General features: G+C 37.1%; 16 protein-coding genes. 6 read left to right on the top strand and 10 right to left on the bottom strand.

The genetic code is table 11. From position 1 onward, the window contains the following. Nucleotides 1–60: 60 nt before the first annotated feature. The 6 genes from OO013_RS19075 to OO013_RS19100 all read right to left on the bottom strand — a co-directional run bounded on the left by OO013_RS19075 (nucleotide 61) and on the right by OO013_RS19100 (nucleotide 6,909). Nucleotides 61–999, bottom strand: coding sequence for a D-2-hydroxyacid dehydrogenase (locus OO013_RS19075; protein ID WP_266058635.1), 939 nt, complete (start codon nucleotides 997–999; stop codon nucleotides 61–63). Beyond that, entirely contained in the window at nucleotides 992–2,050 is a 1,059-nt protein-coding gene (locus OO013_RS19080; RefSeq protein ID WP_266058637.1) for a hypothetical protein, read from the bottom strand. Before OO013_RS19080 ends, OO013_RS19075 begins: the two co-directional genes overlap by 8 nt. Before the next feature lie 66 nt (nucleotides 2,051–2,116). Then, a complete protein-coding gene (locus OO013_RS19085; protein WP_266058639.1) occupies nucleotides 2,117–3,463 on the bottom strand; it encodes a PhoH family protein in 1,347 nt (448 codons plus the stop codon). A gap of 87 nt (nucleotides 3,464–3,550) precedes the next feature. Next, nucleotides 3,551–4,225, bottom strand: a complete 675-nt coding sequence (locus OO013_RS19090) for an AlbA family DNA-binding domain-containing protein (protein WP_266058641.1) — start codon at nucleotides 4,223–4,225, stop codon at nucleotides 3,551–3,553. Nucleotides 4,226–4,281: 56 nt separating this feature from the next. Then, complete coding sequence (locus tag OO013_RS19095; protein WP_266058642.1) at nucleotides 4,282–5,799, bottom strand: P-loop NTPase family protein; 1,518 nt, start codon at nucleotides 5,797–5,799, stop codon at nucleotides 4,282–4,284. A gap of 12 nt (nucleotides 5,800–5,811) precedes the next feature. Then, nucleotides 5,812–6,909, bottom strand: a complete 1,098-nt coding sequence (locus tag OO013_RS19100; protein ID WP_266058643.1) for a vWA domain-containing protein — start codon at nucleotides 6,907–6,909, stop codon at nucleotides 5,812–5,814. A gap of 241 nt (nucleotides 6,910–7,150) precedes the next feature. On the opposite strand from OO013_RS19100, the gene OO013_RS19105 reads away from it, so the two are divergent. Further along, nucleotides 7,151–7,291: a hypothetical protein gene (locus OO013_RS19105; protein WP_175402716.1), complete on the top strand. Its 141-nt coding sequence runs from the start codon at nucleotides 7,151–7,153 to the stop codon at nucleotides 7,289–7,291. Here the strand turns inward: OO013_RS19105 and OO013_RS19110 are convergent. Genes OO013_RS19110 through OO013_RS19125 form a run of 4 tightly spaced genes read right to left on the bottom strand, consistent with a single transcriptional unit; the run spans nucleotide 7,288 to nucleotide 12,875 of the window. Next, complete coding sequence (locus OO013_RS19110) at nucleotides 7,288–8,109, bottom strand: Rossmann-fold NAD(P)-binding domain-containing protein (RefSeq protein WP_266058644.1); 822 nt, start codon at nucleotides 8,107–8,109, stop codon at nucleotides 7,288–7,290. The two genes, OO013_RS19105 and OO013_RS19110, sit on opposite strands and share 4 nt — an antisense overlap. After that, a complete protein-coding gene (locus tag OO013_RS19115; RefSeq protein WP_266058646.1) occupies nucleotides 8,096–8,707 on the bottom strand; it encodes a sterol desaturase family protein in 612 nt (203 codons plus the stop codon). The genes OO013_RS19110 and OO013_RS19115 overlap by 14 nt, the downstream gene beginning before the upstream one ends. Before the next feature lie 30 nt (nucleotides 8,708–8,737). Then, nucleotides 8,738–9,871, bottom strand: a complete 1,134-nt coding sequence (gene bshA, locus OO013_RS19120; protein ID WP_266058647.1) for an N-acetyl-alpha-D-glucosaminyl L-malate synthase BshA — start codon at nucleotides 9,869–9,871, stop codon at nucleotides 8,738–8,740. A 55-nt stretch (nucleotides 9,872–9,926) separates the two neighbouring features. Next, nucleotides 9,927–12,875 (bottom strand): serine hydrolase domain-containing protein, encoded by a 2,949-nt coding sequence (locus tag OO013_RS19125; RefSeq protein WP_266058648.1) that lies wholly within the window; start codon nucleotides 12,873–12,875, stop codon nucleotides 9,927–9,929. A gap of 122 nt (nucleotides 12,876–12,997) precedes the next feature. Between OO013_RS19125 and OO013_RS19130 the strand changes: the two genes are divergently transcribed. Genes OO013_RS19130 through uvrB form a run of 5 tightly spaced genes read left to right on the top strand, consistent with a single transcriptional unit; the run spans nucleotide 12,998 to nucleotide 19,138 of the window. Beyond that, complete coding sequence (locus OO013_RS19130; protein WP_266058650.1) at nucleotides 12,998–13,387, top strand: hypothetical protein; 390 nt, start codon at nucleotides 12,998–13,000, stop codon at nucleotides 13,385–13,387. Between the two features lie 2 nt (nucleotides 13,388–13,389). After that, complete coding sequence (mutL, locus tag OO013_RS19135) at nucleotides 13,390–15,291, top strand: DNA mismatch repair endonuclease MutL (RefSeq protein WP_266058653.1); 1,902 nt, start codon at nucleotides 13,390–13,392, stop codon at nucleotides 15,289–15,291. Nucleotides 15,292–15,295: 4 nt separating this feature from the next. Continuing rightward, nucleotides 15,296–16,156, top strand: a complete 861-nt coding sequence (locus OO013_RS19140; protein WP_266058655.1) for a rhomboid family intramembrane serine protease — start codon at nucleotides 15,296–15,298, stop codon at nucleotides 16,154–16,156. A gap of 28 nt (nucleotides 16,157–16,184) precedes the next feature. After that, nucleotides 16,185–17,108 (top strand): rhomboid family intramembrane serine protease, encoded by a 924-nt coding sequence (locus tag OO013_RS19145; protein WP_369414906.1) that lies wholly within the window; start codon nucleotides 16,185–16,187, stop codon nucleotides 17,106–17,108. A 5-nt stretch (nucleotides 17,109–17,113) separates the two neighbouring features. Then, the gene (uvrB, locus tag OO013_RS19150) at nucleotides 17,114–19,138 is read left to right on the top strand and encodes an excinuclease ABC subunit UvrB (RefSeq protein ID WP_305067257.1); all 2,025 of its coding nucleotides are present in this window, start codon (nucleotides 17,114–17,116) and stop codon (nucleotides 19,136–19,138) included. The last annotated feature ends 2 nt before the right edge of the window (nucleotides 19,139–19,140 follow it).

The raw sequence follows: 19,140 nt of genomic DNA on the forward strand, positions 1-19,140 counted from the left end.
GGATATTTTTAATTCTTACACATCACCTTAATAGGGGGATATTTAGATGGTTTTTATACCTTATTTGCTTGATAGATAGGTTTTAAGATTTTCAATGCTCATTTCCATAATTCTTTTTCTTGACTCATATGCGGCCCAGGCCATGTGGGGTGTAATAATTATATTATCTAATTCTAAAAGAGGATGATCTATTTGTGGAGGCTCATTTTGCAGGACATCAAGTGCAGCTCCTGAAATATCTCCTTTCTCCAAAGCTATTTTTAAATCTTGTTCATTAATGAGTCCTCCGCGAGACGTGTTTATCAGGATAGCGGAATCTTTCATTTTTTCAAAAGTGCTATTGTCAAAACACTCTTTATTTTGATCTGTCAGGGGAGCATGTAACGAGATAATATCACTTTGAGAAATAAGTTTTTCAAAACTTACGAATTCGTGATTAGTTTCCTTTTTTGATCTGGAATGGTATATAACTTTCATTCCTAAAGATTCGCCTATCTTTGCTGTTCGCTGACCAATGTTACCATAGCCATATATTCCCAGGGTTTTATCTTTTAATTCAATAACAGATCCGATAGTATATGAAAAGTCACTTTGAGAAGCCCATTCATTTCTTCGGACACTAAGATCATGACCTGCAACTTTATTAGTTATTGCAAGCAATAGAGCTATCGCATGTTGTGCAACACAGTAGGTGCCATAACCAGGAGTGTTTTTTACTTCAATATTATTTTTTTGGCAATAATCAAGATCAATGTTATTTACTCCAGTAGCAGTTACAGCTATGAATTTAAGCTCAGGTAATTTTCGTAGAATGTCTTTTGTGAGTTTAGTTTTATTAACTACAAGGACTTCGGCATTTCTACATTTAGAAACGACTTCTTCTTCAGGCAAGTGATCATACACAGTAATGTCACCAAATTCTTTCCATGCATTCCAGTCGAGATCTCCAGGATTTAAAGCCCTTCCATCTGTTACTACAATATTTAAGTTATTAGTCATATTCGTTATAGGAGTGGAATACGAATTTACATGATCTGAAAAAGAAAAGTATGGTCGTAAGAAAAAGAATCATAGTAGCTGCAACCAAAGCCTGATGTTTTGGTTCATAATACCTGATATCATCCCTTTTTTTGATCAATTTGAAAAAAGGCTGCTGATCAAAAAGAAAAACATCAAAAAAGAATTTAGTTCTGTCAAGAAACTCATTGAAAAAGATCTTTGTATTGATTTTTCCCTGAACCGAAACGCTTAAAGGAAGTATTTCATAATACCTTGCCATAATCACAAGTTTATCGAGCAGATATTTATTCCCTACGAATATCACTCGTTTATTTCGGTTATAATCAATAAAGTTAATTAAACCATCATAGAGAGTTTTATCATTCCGGTTAACTGTAATATATCTTTCCCGAACTCCGGTTTGTCTCGAGATTTCTTTTAAAGCATAATTGGTAAATGTTGAATCTGTTAGAGAGTCGCTCATGATATAATAGTATTTTACATGACCACTATCGTAAACATTTACGGCTGCATCGACTATTGATCTTATATTATGCCATGTTTCCTCATCAGTTTCACCAAGGCCTTTTTTTATGGTAACCACAGTAGGATACCGTCCACCCTGCAGTTCTTTGTATTCGTAACTTTTTTTGACTTCATATGCCATTAAAATGAGATTACAAAAAATAAGAATTGCTCCGAGAGTTAATGTGGAAGCAGCTAATTTATGCAATAGCCAAAAACCAATTCTTTTCGACTTTTTATTAGTAAGAATATATTTTTTAAAAAATAATTCAGTGAAAATCGAAATGATAGACCATAATAAAGTGATCCCACTTAAAATCGCTACTATGGCAAGATTGTTCCATGAATCGGCATGATCCGAATATTCAGAAATTCCTGACCAGATAGTAAAATCATCTACCATTTCTGCAGGGACAGTGGAAATAGTATCACTGGAATAGAGAATCACCAGAAGTAAAAACGTAGTGGTGAGGATAAATACCAGGTTGACGAAAAAATTTAAAGCTATTTTGGGCAGATTGGACATCTGACTATTAAAATTAAAAATATGTTTACGCTAAAATATAACTTTTTATTTAAAATGTTTAATAAATCATAGCAACTCATTTGCCAGATTGGCAAGTTCTGACCTTTCTCCTTTTTCAAGAGTAACATGAGCATATAAAGGATGATCTTTTAAACGATCGATCAGGTAACTCATGCCATTACTTTGAGAATCAAGGTACGGAGTGTCAATCTGCCTGATATCACCAGTGAATATTATTTTGGTGTTTTCTCCGGCCCTGGTAATTATGGTTTTTATCTCATGCGGAGTCAGGTTTTGAGCCTCATCGATTATAAAAATAATGTTCGAAAATGATCTTCCACGAATATATGCCAGCGGGGTGATCATAAGCTTTTCTTTGTTAACCATTTCAGTGATCCGGATAAATTCCTTATCTGTTTCATTCCATTGATTTTGAATGAATTTTAGATTATCCCACAAGGGTTCCATATAAGGGTTTAACTTACTTTTAATATCGCCCGGTAAGTATCCAATGTCTTTGTTTGATAAAGGTACGATAGGTCTGGCCAGGTAAATCTGTTTAAATTCTCTTCTTGATTCTAATGCGGCCGCCAGTGCTAAAAGCGTTTTCCCGGTACCAGCGATTCCCTGGATGGATACAAGCTTTATTTCCGGATTAAGGATAGCATGTACAGCGAAAGTCTGCTCTGCATTTCTCGGCTTAATACCATAAACAGGTCGTTTTTCAACTTTTTCCAGGCATTTAGTTTCTGCATTGAAATAGCATAAAACAGAGCCTGAATCACTTTTTAATATCGAAAACTCATTATCCACAGGTTTCTTTTCAAAGATATCTTCCCATGGTATATGTTCATTTTGATGAAGAGCATCGATGAATTTATTGTCTATATTTTCATAGGCTTTTTTTCCTGTGTATAAAGTATTGAGGTTGGATACTTTTCCTGTTTCATAGTCTTCTGCGACAAGCTCCAGTGATTTGGCTTTAAGCCTTAAGTTGATATCCTTGGTAATAAATATTACTTGCTTATCGGTTTCTGACTCCTGCAGTTTTAAAGCAGCATTTAATATTTGATGGTCGTGCTTATTATCATTAAAGATCCTAAGTGCATTAATCTTACTATCAAGGTCCATGAGCACTTTAAACTTTCCCTTTTTAGAACTTTTCCCCGGTTGCAGAGGTATCCATTCATCCAGCTTATGGCCTTTGGCGAGTTTATCAAGTAATCGAATGAATTCCCTTGCTTCAAAATTTAAGGAATCATTGCCTTTTTTGAAATTATCCAGTTCTTCCAGAACGGTGATTGGAATTGCCACATCATGTTCTTCAAAATGCATGATTGCGTCATGAGCATAGAGGATTACAGATGTATCAAGAACAAATACTTTTTTAGGAGAAGGTTTCTTTTTAGCCATATGGAAAGGTTAATTGTGTAAATCAATAGCTTTCCATTTAAGATAGAAAAAGAGGTAGTAAAAGTATATTAATAATTTATCTTTTTTTTATTTAAGAGCTTTCTCATCTGCCAGTTTTTGGTCTGCTAATTTGAAAACATCCTCTTTATCAGATGGATAGACCTCGAGGACGCCTGCCAGAACAAGAGTTACTAAAATTTTAGAGGCTGGGACTTTTGGTAAACCGGCTTCTCTCATATATTCTCTCAGCGTGATCTCATTGAATTCAGCTAAATAATTCAATAAAATTCGTTCATTCTCACCATACTCAAACCATACCTCATTTTGTCGGCTTTGTTGTCGGATTATTTCAAGAACTTCTCTGCTGGCCTGAATGCTACGATCATCAACTCTTACATATGCTTTTCCGAATTTTTGTCCGGGTTTCTCAAGAGCATAGTGAGGTTTTTTATTACTTTCCTGGATATCATAGGAAAGAATAGTTTTTTGATCTCTGGTGATAATAGTTTCCAGTGTAAATGAAAGCTGTGGGCGAATTAGCTTTTTGATAGCTCCTTCCATTTCGTAAATATCTTCCTCAGGATATTTTAGACCACTGATCTCCTTTTCATCTGAGACTCCAATAAGTACCTTTCCTCCATTGGAATTAGCAAATGCTACCATTTCCCGAACAATTTTCTCAGGATGGTTTACCTTCTTTTTAAATTCAATATGCTGACCTTCTCCCTGTCGGACAAGGTTTTTTAACGTCTTAAAGTCCATTTTTTAGTATTACCAGGTACTCAAAAGAGATTGCAAATCTAAAGCAATAAGATCAATTAAATATCGTCATCTTCAAATTTATCAAAATCATCAATACTAAACATACTGCTCAGTAGATCTCCAAAGGAATGACCTCCAATTAGTTGTTTTTTACTTAGCATACTATATTCAGCCAACCCATGTAGAGCGAATTCCATGAACAGGTATTTTTCAATGTCACTAATATCCTTGATATTGTCTTCGATCAGTTTGTTGAGTCCGGGCACTTTTTCAAGTGTTTCTTTATAATCTTTTCGTGAAGCATTGATCAGCAGATCAATCTTATTTCCACCTCCAAACCATTCGGTAAGTGATTTGTACGGATTACCTTCTTTTAATTTTCTCGTCTGTTCAGGATCAGGAAAATACTCGGTAAACTGAGTTCTGATGGCTTTACCAATCAGGTTCTGTGCTACTATTCCCGGACCTTCCTGTTCTCCTTCGTAAACAAGCTCGACCTTCCCTGTGATTGAAGGTATTATTCCCGACAGATCTCCGATTCTGGCTGTAACCTGATCTTCACCCGATTTTAAACGTCTTAATTCTGCAGTGCTTACCAGATTTTCAAATGCGGTGATAGTCAATCTTGCACTAACCCCACTTTTTACATCTACATATTCACTTTGTCTTGCCTCTACCGCTACTTGCTCCACCAGGTCTTTGATTAGCTCAGGAATGACCACATTTTGTTGCTGATCCTCTGAAAGCTTAGCCTCCTGTGCAGTAATATGCTTGCTTATATCTATTGATTTAGGATAGTGTGTGATAATCTGGCTGCCAATTCGATCTTTTAATGGTGTTACGATACTTCCCCTATTGGTGTAATCTTCAGGGTTAGCAGTAAAAACAAATTGAATATCAAGGGGTAATCGTAGTTTAAAGCCCCTTATTTGTATATCCCCTTCCTGAAGGATGTTAAACAAAGAAACTTGTATCCTTGCCTGGAGGTCAGGAAGCTCATTTATTACGAAAATACCTCTGTGGGATCTTGGGATTATACCAAAATGGATTACGCGTTCGTCGGAATAGGGTAATTTTAGTGAAGCTGCTTTGATTGGATCGACATCACCGATCAAGTCAGCGACAGATACATCCGGTGTAGCTAATTTTTCGCTATAGCGATCTTCTCTGTTTAACCAGAATATTGGAGTTTCATCACCATTCTCTTTTATTAAATCTTTTGCTTTTCTGCTTAGTGGCTGCAGGGGGTCGTCATTCATTTCACTACCAGCCACTACAGGTATCCATGGATCGAGCAGTTTGACCATTTGCCTGGCGATTTTTGTTTTTGCCTGTCCTCTAAGGCCAAGCAGATTTATATTATGTCGGGATAAAATTGCACGTTCGATCTCAGGGATCACTGTTTCTTCGTAACCCCAAATACCTTCAAATACATCTTCCTTGTTTCTGAGCTTTGCAATCAGGTTTGCACGAAGCTCATCTTTTATTGAACGAGGTTGATATCCGGCTTTTTTAAGTTCGCCAAGTGTGTTTATTTTCAATAGCTCATCTTGAGCAAGATCGAAATACGACATAATGGAATTTTTTTAAAACTGTTTACGTTTATTTCTTCTATAGTCTTCAAAAATCAGATCTCCCAATCCCTTTAGACTTGAGTAATATGCATTACCCTGATTTGCTATTGTAAATTCTCTGACAAACTCCTGAAGCCAGGGGTCTGAAGCGATCATGAAGGTAGTGATTGGGATATTTATTTTTCTACATTGAACAGCAAGGTCCAGGGTTTTATTCAGGATTTTTTTATCCAGACCAAAACTATTTTTATAGTATTTGACACCAACTTTCAGGCAGGTAGGTTTGCCGTCGGTGATCATAAAAATTTGTTTATTCCTGTTTTTCCTTCTTCTGAGAATGTCCATTGCCAACTCCAATCCGGCAACAGTATTGGTATGGTATGGACCAACCTGAAGATAGGGGAGATCTTTAATTTCAATTTGCCATGCATCATTACCGAATACGATAATATCAAGGGTATCCTTTTTATATTTGGTTGTGATTAGCTCGGCAAGTGCCATTGCCACCTTCTTAGCAGGGGTAATTCGATCTTCACCGTACAATATCATTGAATGTGATATATCGATCATAAGTACAGTGGAGGTCTGTGTTTTATATTCATTTTCCACTACTTCTAGATCACCTTCAGTTAGCATGATATCACCGAATCCGTGATTTATTTGTGCATTTCTGAACGATCCGGTGAAATCTATTTGATCGGGGGTGTCGCCAAATCTGAATTCCCTTCTGTCCGTTCCTCTTTCATCTCCCTGACCACTATGGGGCGTATGGTGATTACCACTACCACTTTTTTTCAATTTCCCGAAAATTTCCTCCAGGGCATTTTTTCTTATTGATTGTTCTGATTTACCAGTTAATTCAATTTTACCTGATTGATTATCTTCGGTGATGTATCCATTTTTCTTGAGATCTTCTATAAAATCACCCATACCATAGTCATCATCGGTGAGATTATGATGCTTATCAAGATTATTCATCCAATTAAGGGCTTCAGAAACATCACCGGAGGTATAGACCATCAATTCTAAAAAGATCTTTAAAAGTTGATCGAATTTTTTTCCCCCTTGCTGAGGATCTGGTTTGTAGTCAGAAAATCGATATCCTAGCATAAACTATTGCTTTACTTAGATTAAACTAATAAAAAACTTAATAGTTACAACGGGATAATTAATATTCTAAAAATGTTTAAAAAGCACAAAAACCTTATATCTATTTGGAAAAAGTATAATATTCCTTTAATTAGAATATATTTTTTAACATTTTAGCGTTTTAATTACGACGTAAATAAAAATTTTTGTTTAATTCCTGTCTCATAAATTAGGTTGAGACCAACGACAAATACCTTAAGAAATGAAAAGAGTTAAAAAAGTAGTAGCTTTCAGTGCAGCAGTAGCGTTATTTTTTGTAAGCATGAGTTGTACTCAATATACTTGCCCTACTTATACAAAAGTAGATACTGAGAAGTCAGTAGAGAAAACTGTTGATGCTTAATTAGACCAAAATCTATTAGGATCAGGGTGTTTGAACCTGAAATCCCATTCATTCATAAGTTTTTCACCGGAGATCGTGCGACTTTCAGGAGTTAATTTTTTACCTGCAGGTGGCAGGTCGACTGATTTGCTATGAGCACTATTTTGCAATACCTCATGTTTTTGAGGGTGTTCTGGAGCAACTACATTATAGATCCCCCGATGATCTTTTTGAATGCCTTCTACAATAACATCAATCACATCATCACGGTGAACATAGTTTACAGGAGTTGGATCGATATCTAATATCTCTTTCTTTAAGTAGTATTTAGCCAGGTATCTGTCGTAGCCCATCAATCCTCCTAACCTCAGTATTAAATTGTTATCAAAATTCTCTTGTATAAGTGTCTCCGCAGAACTGATGGTTTTTTGTTTTTCTGAATTGAGTTCGAAGGAACTATTCTCAGTCCAAGATCCTTCTTGATGGGGGTAAATGCCTATTGAGCTAAGTAAAATTATTTTATTTAAACGTGGGCTGAAAAGTCTGGATTGTTTTATAATCTCCTGAAGTGATTTAAGATATTGATCTCCTTTACCCGATTTTGTTCCAGCAGGAATCGAAATGACAAGTACATCATTATTTGTAAAAAAGCGTTCATTCACCTCTTGAGGTAAATTCATTAAATAGGGAGAAATCCCGGAATCCTTGAGGTTATTTATTTTTGTCTCATGTCTTACCGAGCCTTTAACCTGGAAATTAAGTTTAGTCAGCTTTACACCCAGGGGAAAACCTGTCCATCCACAGCCAGCTATTGCTATAACAGGATTATTTTTTATCAACTGTACCGAAAATATGATCCCAGAAAGGAGAGGTCACTCCAAAATTAACTTTATCGTTATAGTGATGAACAAGGTGGTGTTTCCACCAGATCTTAAGAAAGTTTTTCGGTGGCTTGTAAATATGAGTAATGGCATGGATTACCAGGTATCCTGCGTATGCCATTAGAAAACCTGCTAGAAATGAAAAACTATAATCATTTAAGATCAGTCTGAATAACAGGAATAATACCACAGCAGTAATTACACTCATAATTGGTGGCATTGCCAAAAAGGACTTTTGTTTAGGATATTCGTGATGAAACGTATGTCCTTCTTTTAATATAGATTCAGTTTTAGCATGGTAGACTTCTTTGTGAACTACATATTCTACCAGGGTGAAAACAAAAACACCCACAAGAAATAAACCTATTGTGGTAAGAGCTGGAATGGAAGTAGTACTCGCTGCATAAACCAATAAACCGATCGAAATAATTACAAAAATCGATATTGGTACAGCAATGTGAGATTTCCTTAGTCGTTCGAGAATTGGATTATCGAACATCTTTGCAGATTGCTGGTTGTCATCCAACTTTCTACCGGTTTTAGCATTATCATTCATGCAGTGGTGATTGATTGATGTATTACAAATTTATACAGCAGTTTTTTTATTCAAAAACCGTTTATAAAAAGATTCGTATTTTGGCAATATATTTTTTATTTCGAATTCTTTCGCTCTTTTAAGAGCATTCTTTTTAAAGAGACCTAAATTTTTTGGGTCAAGAATTTCGAGAGCCTTTCCGGTCATGGCTTCAATATCTCCAACATCACATGTAAATCCGGTAACACCATTTATATTTAACTCTGGCAATCCACCTGCATTTGTACTTAAAACTGGTACTTCACAAGCCATTGCTTCTAATGCAGCCAGACCAAAACTTTCTTTTTCACTAGGCATTATGAAAAGATCTGCTACAGATAGTATTTCTTCAACTGCATCTAACTTTCCTAAGAACCTGATATCATTACAAGCTCCCAATTCCCTGCATAAGCTTTCTGTATTTGTTCTTTCCGGTCCGTCTCCTACTAATAATAACTTTGATGGAACAACTTTCCTAATATTGTTGAATATTTTAACTACATCCTGTACTCTTTTTACTTTCCTGAAATTGGAAGTATGAATTATTAACGCTTCATTTTCTGGACATATTGCTTTTCTGAAATGATCTTTTTTCTGCTTTTTAAATCTCTCAAGATCAATGAAGTTAGGGATGACTTCTATGTCTTTAGTAATGTTAAAATGTGCGTAGGTATCTTCCTTCAGGTCTTCAGAAACGGCAGTAATTCCATCCGACTGATTAATTGAAAAGGTAACCACAGGTTCGTATGTAGGATCTTTACCCACAAGTGTTATATCGGTACCATGTAGTGTAGTAATCACAGGGATATTGATTCCCTCTGTTGCTAAAATCTGCTTGGCCATATATGCAGCAGATGCATGAGGAATAGCATAATGCACATGTAGAATGTCCAAATTTTCGTATTTAACGACATTCACAAGCTTACTTGCTAACGCAAGTTCATACGGTGGATATTGAAATAGAGGATATGTTTGTATATCGACTTCGTGATAAAATAAATTTTCATTGAAGAAGTCTAAGCGGGTAGGTTGCGAATAAGTTATAAAGTGAACATTATGACCTTCCTGTGCCAGTGCTTTACCCAGTTCGGTCGCAACTACGCCACTACCGCCATAGGTTGGGTAACATACAATTCCAATATTCATGTTTTACGTTTTTTACAATAAACTTCAAAATTGCCTGTTAGGTTACAACAATTTTTCAGCTTTTGAACTTTTCATATGAGAATATTGACTCATAAATGACATCCTGAATCCGTGTTCTGATATCGTTACGCATTAAGGTCCAGTTAGATGCGTCAGGATAAATTCGGTTACTTAAAAATATATAAACAAGATCAAATTCCGGGTCTACCCATACCGTTGTTCCTGTAAACCCGTTGTGACCGTATGTTTCTAAAGAGCAATATCGTGAAGTTGGTGAATATTTATCATCGTCGGCAGGTTTATCCCAACCAAGTCCTCTTCGATTATCTTCAAAATGGGTGCTAGTGAATTCATCTATAGTAGACTGACTTAGATACCGATTTCCGCCATAAACACCTCCATTTAAATTCATTTGCAATATCACTGCTAGTTCCTGTGCAGTAGAAAACAATCCCGCATGCCCGGCAACACCTCCCATTAATGCTGCCCCTTCATCATGGACTAGCCCATGAATCTGGGTTTGCCTGAATTTTCCATCGTAAGCGGTTGGGGCAATTATTTCCTTATTTAATATAGTTGACGCTATATATTTAGTAGTCCCCAGACCCATTGGGGTATAAAAGTTCTGGTAAAGGAAATCTTCAATAGGCTGATTAATTATTGTTTCTACCAACCGGTGCATGAATATAAATGTAAGGTCACTATACTTATAATCATACCTGCCGTTTTTTTTCTTACGCATATCTGACTGCACTGTCCATTGCCAAACGCTGTCAGGTAAAGATTTATGACCATAAATCCTGTCTGATATCAATAATGGGAATTCTTCATTGGGTCGGTCAGTATAAAGTTGCGGGATCAACTTATTATTATCCATTGTTTTTACCCAATAAGGAATATAAGATTTGAGTCCTGCTTGATGAGATAAAAGATCCTTTATGATAATGTCTTCCTTGTTGGTGTCTTTTAACTCGGGTAAATATTTTGATAATTTGGCGTTAATATCTATTAACCCATAATCGTTGAGTAGCATTACCGCCTGAAGGGTAGCGACAACTTTGGTGACAGAAGCAATGTCATAAACAGTTTCGGTGGTAACTGGCGTTAAGGAGTCATAGGTCATATAACCATATGCCTTCTCGTAAACGATTTTACCATTTTTTGCTACTAATACCTGGCATCCAGGAGTTGCCTGAGTTTGAATTGCTTCTTCTGCAATGTCATCTATTTTTGTTAATACCCTCGAATCCATCCCGGCGTTTTCAGGGATATCAAACCCCAGTCTATTGAGGGTTGTGGAATTCATTCCAATTCCCTGTCTGAACTTCGAAGAAGCAGTTACTGGTAAACGTCCTTCGGCTTCAATTGCTCCAAATATTATTTGCGGAGCTATTTCCTGGGTAATGGAATTATTTTCATATGCACATAGTACGCTTTCAAAATCTTCAAAAAGCCTAAGAGAATATGGAGTGCCAAAAACTGTCAGGATCACCTTAGTTTCTTTCGCAATACTTTTAATTAATTCCAGGTGGTCAGGGTAAACGCCAAAATTAGACCGACTTCTGTCGTTTATGTCATGGTAGCCTATAATCACCAGGTCATATTGAGAAAGTTCATTCTTTAATCCATTATAAAGAGTATTTCCTCTGCCATTTTCAGGTAATTGATAATGGTCTACCTGTGCATACTTTGATAAATATTTTTGAAAAGTATTTTCTCTTGAAGGGCCAACTACCAGGGAAGCGATCTTTTTATTTTCGAGTTGTTTTACAGGAATGCTACCTTTATCATTTGCAGCTACTGTCATTGCTCCGGAATAAATTCTTCTACGAACCTTGATAGCTTCACTGCTAAAAAGTTTCATTTCAAGGTTTTCCTTGTTTGCTGGCTTGTAATCATTTAATCCAACCAGATATTTTGCTTTCAGAATTTTCTTTACACTATAATTAATTCGTTCTTCTGAAAGCTTACCCTTTTTTATTGCCTCTTTGATCTTTTCAACGCCAGTGTTGACATCTTCTGAGAACAAAAGAACATCATTTCCAGCCTGAAGGGCTTTAACTTCAACTTCACCCGGTTGATAGAACTTAGCGACTCCCTGCATGTTAAGAGCGTCGGTAATGATCAATCCGTTGAATTTTAATTCTTCTTTGAGAAGGTTAGTTACAGTATTTTTAGAGAGGGTAGTTGGAGTATTGAGAGAAGCTTCCAGTTCGGGTACTTGTAAATGAGCAACCATAACACCCTGAGCACCTTCATTGATCAATAATTTAAACGGAAACAGTTCCACGCTGTCCAGACGGTACATATTATGTTTTATGACAGGAAGGGTCAGATGTGAGTCTTTATCAGTATCGCCATGTCCCGGAAAGTGCTTGGCAGTAGCAATAATCTGGTTATCCTGAAGACCTTTCATATAGGTCATGCTTTTAAGTGCAACATTAACTCTGTCTTCACCAAAAGCTCTTTTGCCAATAACCGGGTTATCGGGATTGTTGTTAATATCTGAAACGGGAGCGAAATTTATATGAACACCAACGGCCTGGCACTGATGAGCAATTTCTGCACCCATATCGTATATATGTTGATTTTGACGTAAAGCACCAATAGTCATTTGCATAGGAAAAGTGAAAGTCGAATCGAGGCGCATACTGAGGCCCCATTCGTAATCAGCCCCTACAAGTAAGGGCACATCTGCTTTTTCCTGTAACCGGTTAAGCATATTGATTTGTCTTCCAGGACCACCCTGCATGGTTATCAGTCCACCGATATGATTCTCTTCGACCAGTTTATCAAGAAGTTGTTGATGATTTTGTCCCTTGTTGGAATAGGCTGCTACCATGAAAAGCTGGCCAATCCTTTGATCGGGAGAAAGACTGTTAAAAACACTGTCAACCCATTTATTCTGAGCCTCAACATCATCAGCGGCAAGAGGGTCTTGTGCTTTTGCGAAAAAAATAGTTAGCAGACTTAATAAAAAATACAATTGGAACTTTTTGCTCATGGTGGCGTTTTACAAATTATGTATTCAACAAATTAAAAACTAGATTTGCATTTTGTGAATTTAGTTAATTGAAATCGTAGAAGAGAAATCTTTTACCTAAATTTATTATCTAACGTAAGTGTTTGGAAAGGATTATGGCAAATATCCCTTTTTTTGGAAAGAAAAAGCCTAGATATAAGCGTTTTGACTATCAGCCCCGTATATACGACCCTGTAAAGGAAAGGATAGAAAATAAACGAAAACAGTATCTGGCAGACCTTCAGAATCCTCATGTTTCTAAAGACCCTGAAGACAGAAAAGCCTTCAGGCAGCAACTTGAGGAGAATTTGAGAAGGCATAAGCGGAATGAATTGAAAGCTCAAACATTACGTTGGGTGATCGTTTTATTATTTATTGGCGTGGGTTACGCCTGGTTAGAATGGGGCAATATTGTTTTTTATTATTTAGGATGGTCAGCCATTCCTATTTATCTTATTTACAGATTTAGAAACATTTTTAAAAGTAAAGAATAAGCATGTCAGATGTAATTCAACTGCTTCCAGATGCAATAGCAAATCAGATTGCAGCAGGTGAAGTAGTTCAGCGTCCCTCATCGGTGGTAAAAGAGCTTCTTGAAAATTCTATCGATGCCGGAGCAGATCATATCACTCTTTATATCAAAGATGCAGGCCGGGCCCTGATCCAGGTGACCGACAATGGGTGTGGTATGTCTGGTACTGACGCAAGAATGAGTTTTGAAAGACATGCCACCTCAAAGATCCGTCAATCCAATGATCTTTTTAATATTAAAACAATGGGTTTTCGCGGTGAAGCGATGGCATCGATAGCTGCAGTGGCACAGGTTGAAATGAAAACCAGGCCTGAAGGAGAAGAGCTGGGAACCATAATTAGTATTGATGGATCGGAAGTTAAAAAGCAAGAGCCGGTAGCTTGTCCCGAGGGTACGACTACTTCGGTTAAGAACCTGTTTTTTAATGTTCCTGCCAGGAGGAATTTCCTTAAATCCAATGCAGTTGAGATGAAGCATATTATCGAAGAATTTCAACGCATTGCTTTGGCTCATTTTGATAAAACATTTGTGTTGTATCAAAATGATATGGAACTATTTAACTTGGCAGAAGGCAAGCTTTCACAACGAATAGTGGGGATTTTCGGAAAAAAGTACCAGCAGCAACTGGCAGCCTGTGAAGCTGAAACTGAATTTGTATCTGTCAAAGGATATATTGGCAGGCCGGAGAGTGCCAAAAAGACCCGTGGTGACCAGTACTTTTTTGTAAATAACCGATTTATTAAAAGTCCTTATCTGAATCATGCAGTTACCAGGGCTTTTGAGCAACTCATTCCGGAAGGAAGTTTTCCTTTTTTTGTACTGTTTATGGATATAGATCCAAAACATATTGATATAAACGTACATCCAACGAAAACAGAAATAAAATTTGACGACGAAAGGGCAGTCTATGCAGTGATTCATGCTGCAGTTAAGCAAGCGTTAGGTCTGCACAATTTTAGTCCATCGCTTGATTTTGAAACTGATGTGAATTTTGATGCTGCCGCAGAACAAAGAAGTTCGGGAACAAGAACTTTTTCTTCGGGTATAAATAATTTTCAGGGCAACAGGCCCACCACCAGAGAAAGTAATAATCTTAAAAACTGGGACAAATTATTTGATTCAGCTCAATCAGAGGCCATTCCGAAACTGACAGATGAGGAAAGAAAACTGCAAGGCGATCTGAGAAGCTCTGCATTAAATTTTGAAGAATTTGAGGAGGAAGAACAAAATGAAGAATCAGCCTCCCTAACATTTGAAAGCAAAGCTTCATCAAATTGGAATCAAAGTGAAGAGAAATATGAAGGGGCCTCAACATTTCAGCTCCATAATCAATATATAATCACCCAGGTCAGATCTGGCATGATGTTGATCGATCAGCAGGCTGCTCACGAAAGGATATTGTTTGAGAAGTATATTGTATCTGCCGAGTCAGGTAATGCAGGTAGTCAGCAATCATTATTTCCACAGACGATTGAATTAAGTCCTGGTGATTTTTCACTTTACCTTGATCTTGAAGATGAAATATTAAAGCTTGGATTTGAAGTAGAGGTATTTGGGAAAAATGCATTAATTATCAGGGGCATTCCTTCAGATCTGGCAGACCGAAGCGAAAAAGATATTTTTGAGGGGTTGCTTGAGCAGTATAAACATTATCAATCAGACCTTGATTTACCTGTTAGAGAGAAGCTTGCGCGGTCGCTTGCAAAAAGATCTTGTGTAAAAAAAGGTAAAGTGATGCAAAAAGAAGAATGCGAATCCTTAATTAATCAGCTTTTTGCCTGCAAAAATCCTAATTTCACCCCGGATGGAAAGACAGTCTTCAGACTTCTTTCCCTTGAAGAGATAGCACAATTGTTAAACAGATAAATATATGTTTGGACGATTAACACCAGTTGTTAAGAACCTTTTACTGATCAATATATTGATCTTTATATTGGCTAATGTAATCAATTCATATTTTGGAGCTGATATAAATAATTTTTTAGGGCTTTACTATGTCAGGTCTGAGTATTTTGAGCCTTTTCAATTTGTGACGTACATGTTTACTCATGCGTATGCAGACCCTAGAGGAGGTTTTTATCTTTGGCACCTCTTCGGAAATATGCTTGCTCTTTTCATTTTCGGGCCAAATCTTGAGAGAACCTGGGGCGCGAAAAACTTTTTGATCTACTACATGGTATGTGGTCTTGGTGCCGGTTTAATACAAACAGCTGTTATGTATGCAGAGGTAAGACCCATCGAAGAAGGTTATAATGATTTCATCAGTCAGCCAACCCCCGAAAACTTTGATTATTTTGTTCAGGAAAATGTGACCCTGGATTATTATGTTCAGGATATGGGGAATGGTTATGGTAGAAAAATAGATCGGGTAAATATTTTTGACCTAAAAAATGAATGGTCGGAAAACCCAGATAATCTACAATTAAGACAAACTGCTATAAACGTCGCCAGAATTGTTTATGAAAGGTATGCTGACATACCTACTGTCGGAGCTTCCGGAGCTATTTTTGGTATTTTACTTGCTTTTGGGATGCTTTTCCCGAATGTGGTTTTAATGTTGTTATTTCCACCTATACCGATAAAGGCAAAGTATTTTGTCATGTTTTATGGGGCATATGAGTTATATTCAGTATTCCAAGCGGCTCCAAATGACAATGTTGCTCATTTTGCTCACTTAGGAGGTATGCTATTTGGTTTTATTATGATCAAATACTGGAATCGATACGTATAAAAATATAGTTAATAAGATTTTAAGATAAATGTTGAATTCATTTGTAGACGATTTTAAAAATGCCTGGAATCGGCCTAATAATGCCGTGATGCAGTTGATATTCATCAATGTCATCGTTTTTTTGGCTATGGCAGTGGTGACGGTTATCACTAATTTATCAGGATTTGGAGAATTTGGTAATACATTTCTCGTTGAGCTTTTTTATATCCCGGGATCATTTTCGGAATTTATTACTCGTCCGTGGACAATAATAACTTACGCTTTTGCTCATAACCTCAGTGATATCTTCCATATTCTGTTTAATATGCTTTTTCTATATTGGTTTGGAAGATTGATAACAGAGTACCTGGGAAGTGACAGAGTTATCAGTATTTATGTAAATGGAGCGATATTTGGCGCGGTACTATATCTACTCGCATATAATTTTGTCCCTTTCTACATTGAAAGAACTCCAATTCTGGGAATGATAGGAGCATCTGCTGCAGTAAATGCCATCATGGTTGGAGCAGCAACTCTTTTACCTAATTATACATTTCACCTACTCTTTTTAGGCCCCGTACGAATTAAATATATCGCTGCTTTTTTTGTGGTGGTATCATTTATTGGGTCGGTAGGAGATAATGCTGGAGGAAACGTGGCTCACCTTGGAGGTGCATTTATGGGATGGTTATATGTGAGCCAATTACAAAAAGGCACTGATCTGGGGAGATGGGTATATGCTATAATTTCATTTTTCAGGGGCTTATTTAAACCGAAACCAAAAATCAAAGTCACATATAAGAAATCGGGATCCAAATCTTCCGGGAATAAGCAAACTTCTTCAGCTTCAACATCCTCAGGGAAAGCATCCCAGGAAGAAATAGACAGAATTTTGGATAAAATATCTGAAAAAGGGTATAGTTCTCTTTCCAAAGAAGAAAAACAAAAGTTATTTGACGCCAGTAAGAAATAATTTTCATGTCATTTAAGCTACAATCTCAATATGAGCCCACAGGTGACCAGCCAAAAGCTATTAAAGAACTCACCGAGGGTATTAATAATAATGAACCTGCACAGGTGTTATTAGGTGTTACCGGATCGGGTAAAACTTTTACAGTAGCCAATGTTATTCAGAATGTAGATAAACCGACACTTGTATTATCACATAATAAAACCCTGGCAGCACAGCTATATGGTGAACTAAAGCAGTTTTTTCCAGATAATGCAGTTGAGTACTTTATATCCTATTATGATTATTACCAACCCGAAGCTTTCAATCCTGGCACGAACGTTTATATAGAAAAAGACCTATCGATAAACGATGAAATTGAAAAGCTAAGGCTGAGTGCTACATCGGCTTTATTATCCGGTCGAAGGGATGTTATTGTTGTGGCATCCGTGAGTTGTATTTATGGTATTGGTAATCCGGATGAATTTGGAAAAAATGTCATCAAAATATCGGTAGGAGACAGGATTCCAAGAAGCCAGTTTCTATATGCACTAGTCGATATTTTATATGCCCGTTCTGAGACTGAGTTTACCCACGGCAAATTTAGAGTAAAAGGAGATACAGTAGACATTTTTGTGGCCTATGCTGATTTTGCATACAGGATAATATTCTGGGGAGATGAAATTGAAGAAATACATCGTGTCGATCCCGAAACAGGGAAAAAGATTGCCTCAGAAAACCGGATCACCATCTTTCCTGCCAACCTATTTGTGACCGGGAAAGATGTACTTCAGCAGGCTATTAATGAGATTCAGGATGACATGGTCAAGCAAGTCAATTACTTTGAACGTGAAGGCCGCTTCCTGGAAGCCAAAAGATTAAAAGAAAGAACGGAGTTTGACCTAGAGATGATCAGGGAGCTCGGATATTGTTCAGGAATTGAAAACTATTCGAGATATTTTGACAGAAGAAAGCCGGGAAGCAGACCTTTCTGTCTTTTAGATTATTTTCCTGATGATTACATGATGGTCATTGACGAAAGTCATGTTACCATCCCCCAGGTAAGAGCGATGTGGGGAGGTGACCGATCCCGAAAAGTTAATCTGGTAGAGCATGGATTCCGTTTGCCTTCAGCAATGGATAACAGGCCTTTAGATTTTAATGAATTCGAAACGATGATCAACCAGGTTCTTTATGTCAGCGCTACTCCTGGAGATTATGAATTGCAAAAATCTGAAGGAGTTATAGTTGAACAGTTGATTAGACCTACTGGGCTTCTTGATCCGAAAATTGATGTCAGACCAAGTGGTGACCAGATTGATGATCTTTTACATGAGATCATCGACCGCATCCGGATGAAAGACCGGATATTGGTCACGACCTTAACAAAAAGAATGGCCGAAGAACTGACTTTATTTTTGGAAAGGGCAAATATTAAATGCCGCTATATTCATTCAGAGGTGAAGCCACTTGATCGCGTTGAAATTTTAAGAGAATTACGTTTGGGCATTTTTGATGTGCTGGTAGGGGTAAACCTGTTGCGAGAAGGACTTGACCTTCCTGAGGTTTCACTTGTGGCCATACTGGATGCTGATAAAGAAGGATTTCTTAGAAATCAGCGTAGTCTTGTTCAGACAATTGGCCGGGCAGCTAGAAATGTCAATGGAAAGGTGATAATGTATGCTGATAAGATTACTGCGAGCATGCAGTTGGCAATTGATGAAACCGATAGAAGAAGAAGTGTTCAGCAAGAGTATAATGAAAAACATGGCATTACACCACAAACTGTCGGACGAGAACGGGAACAAGTTTTAAGTTCTACTAAAGTTGCTGACGCTAAAAAAGGCACTAAAAAATATTATTCTGGCCCAGAGGAGACATCAGTAGCAGCAGATCCTGTTGTTCAGTATATGAATAAGGAACAACTTGAAAAGCAAAAGAATGCAACTATGAAAAAGATGGAAAAAGCTGCTAAAGATCTGGATTTTATGGAGGCAGCACGACTCCGGGATGAAATGATGGAGCTTGAAAAATTACTTGCTGAAAAGAAATAATG

The sequence above is a fragment of the Mangrovivirga halotolerans genome, assembly GCF_026241165.1.
GTDB lineage: Bacteria > Bacteroidota > Bacteroidia > Cytophagales > Cyclobacteriaceae > Mangrovivirga > Mangrovivirga halotolerans.

Excerpts from the sequence above, each read along its gene's own strand:
- OO013_RS19075 (WP_266058635.1), bottom strand. The coding sequence starts at position 999 with ATGACTAATAACTTAAATATTGTAGTAACAGATGGAAGGGCTTTAAAT.
- OO013_RS19080 (WP_266058637.1), bottom strand. The coding sequence starts at position 2,050 with ATGTCCAATCTGCCCAAAATAGCTTTAAATTTTTTCGTCAACCTGGTA.
- OO013_RS19085 (WP_266058639.1), bottom strand. The coding sequence starts at position 3,463 with ATGGCTAAAAAGAAACCTTCTCCTAAAAAAGTATTTGTTCTTGATACA.
- OO013_RS19090 (WP_266058641.1), bottom strand. The coding sequence starts at position 4,225 with ATGGACTTTAAGACGTTAAAAAACCTTGTCCGACAGGGAGAAGGTCAG.
- OO013_RS19095 (WP_266058642.1), bottom strand. The coding sequence starts at position 5,799 with ATGTCGTATTTCGATCTTGCTCAAGATGAGCTATTGAAAATAAACACA.
- OO013_RS19100 (WP_266058643.1), bottom strand. The coding sequence starts at position 6,909 with ATGCTAGGATATCGATTTTCTGACTACAAACCAGATCCTCAGCAAGGG.
- OO013_RS19105 (WP_175402716.1), top strand. The coding sequence starts at position 7,151 with ATGAAAAGAGTTAAAAAAGTAGTAGCTTTCAGTGCAGCAGTAGCGTTA.
- OO013_RS19115 (WP_266058646.1), bottom strand. The coding sequence starts at position 8,707 with ATGAATGATAATGCTAAAACCGGTAGAAAGTTGGATGACAACCAGCAA.
- bshA (WP_266058647.1), bottom strand. The coding sequence starts at position 9,871 with ATGAATATTGGAATTGTATGTTACCCAACCTATGGCGGTAGTGGCGTA.
- OO013_RS19125 (WP_266058648.1), bottom strand. The coding sequence starts at position 12,875 with ATGAGCAAAAAGTTCCAATTGTATTTTTTATTAAGTCTGCTAACTATT.
- mutL (WP_266058653.1), top strand. The coding sequence starts at position 13,390 with ATGTCAGATGTAATTCAACTGCTTCCAGATGCAATAGCAAATCAGATT.
- OO013_RS19140 (WP_266058655.1), top strand. The coding sequence starts at position 15,296 with ATGTTTGGACGATTAACACCAGTTGTTAAGAACCTTTTACTGATCAAT.
- OO013_RS19145 (WP_369414906.1), top strand. The coding sequence starts at position 16,185 with ATGTTGAATTCATTTGTAGACGATTTTAAAAATGCCTGGAATCGGCCT.
- uvrB (WP_305067257.1), top strand. The coding sequence starts at position 17,114 with ATGTCATTTAAGCTACAATCTCAATATGAGCCCACAGGTGACCAGCCA.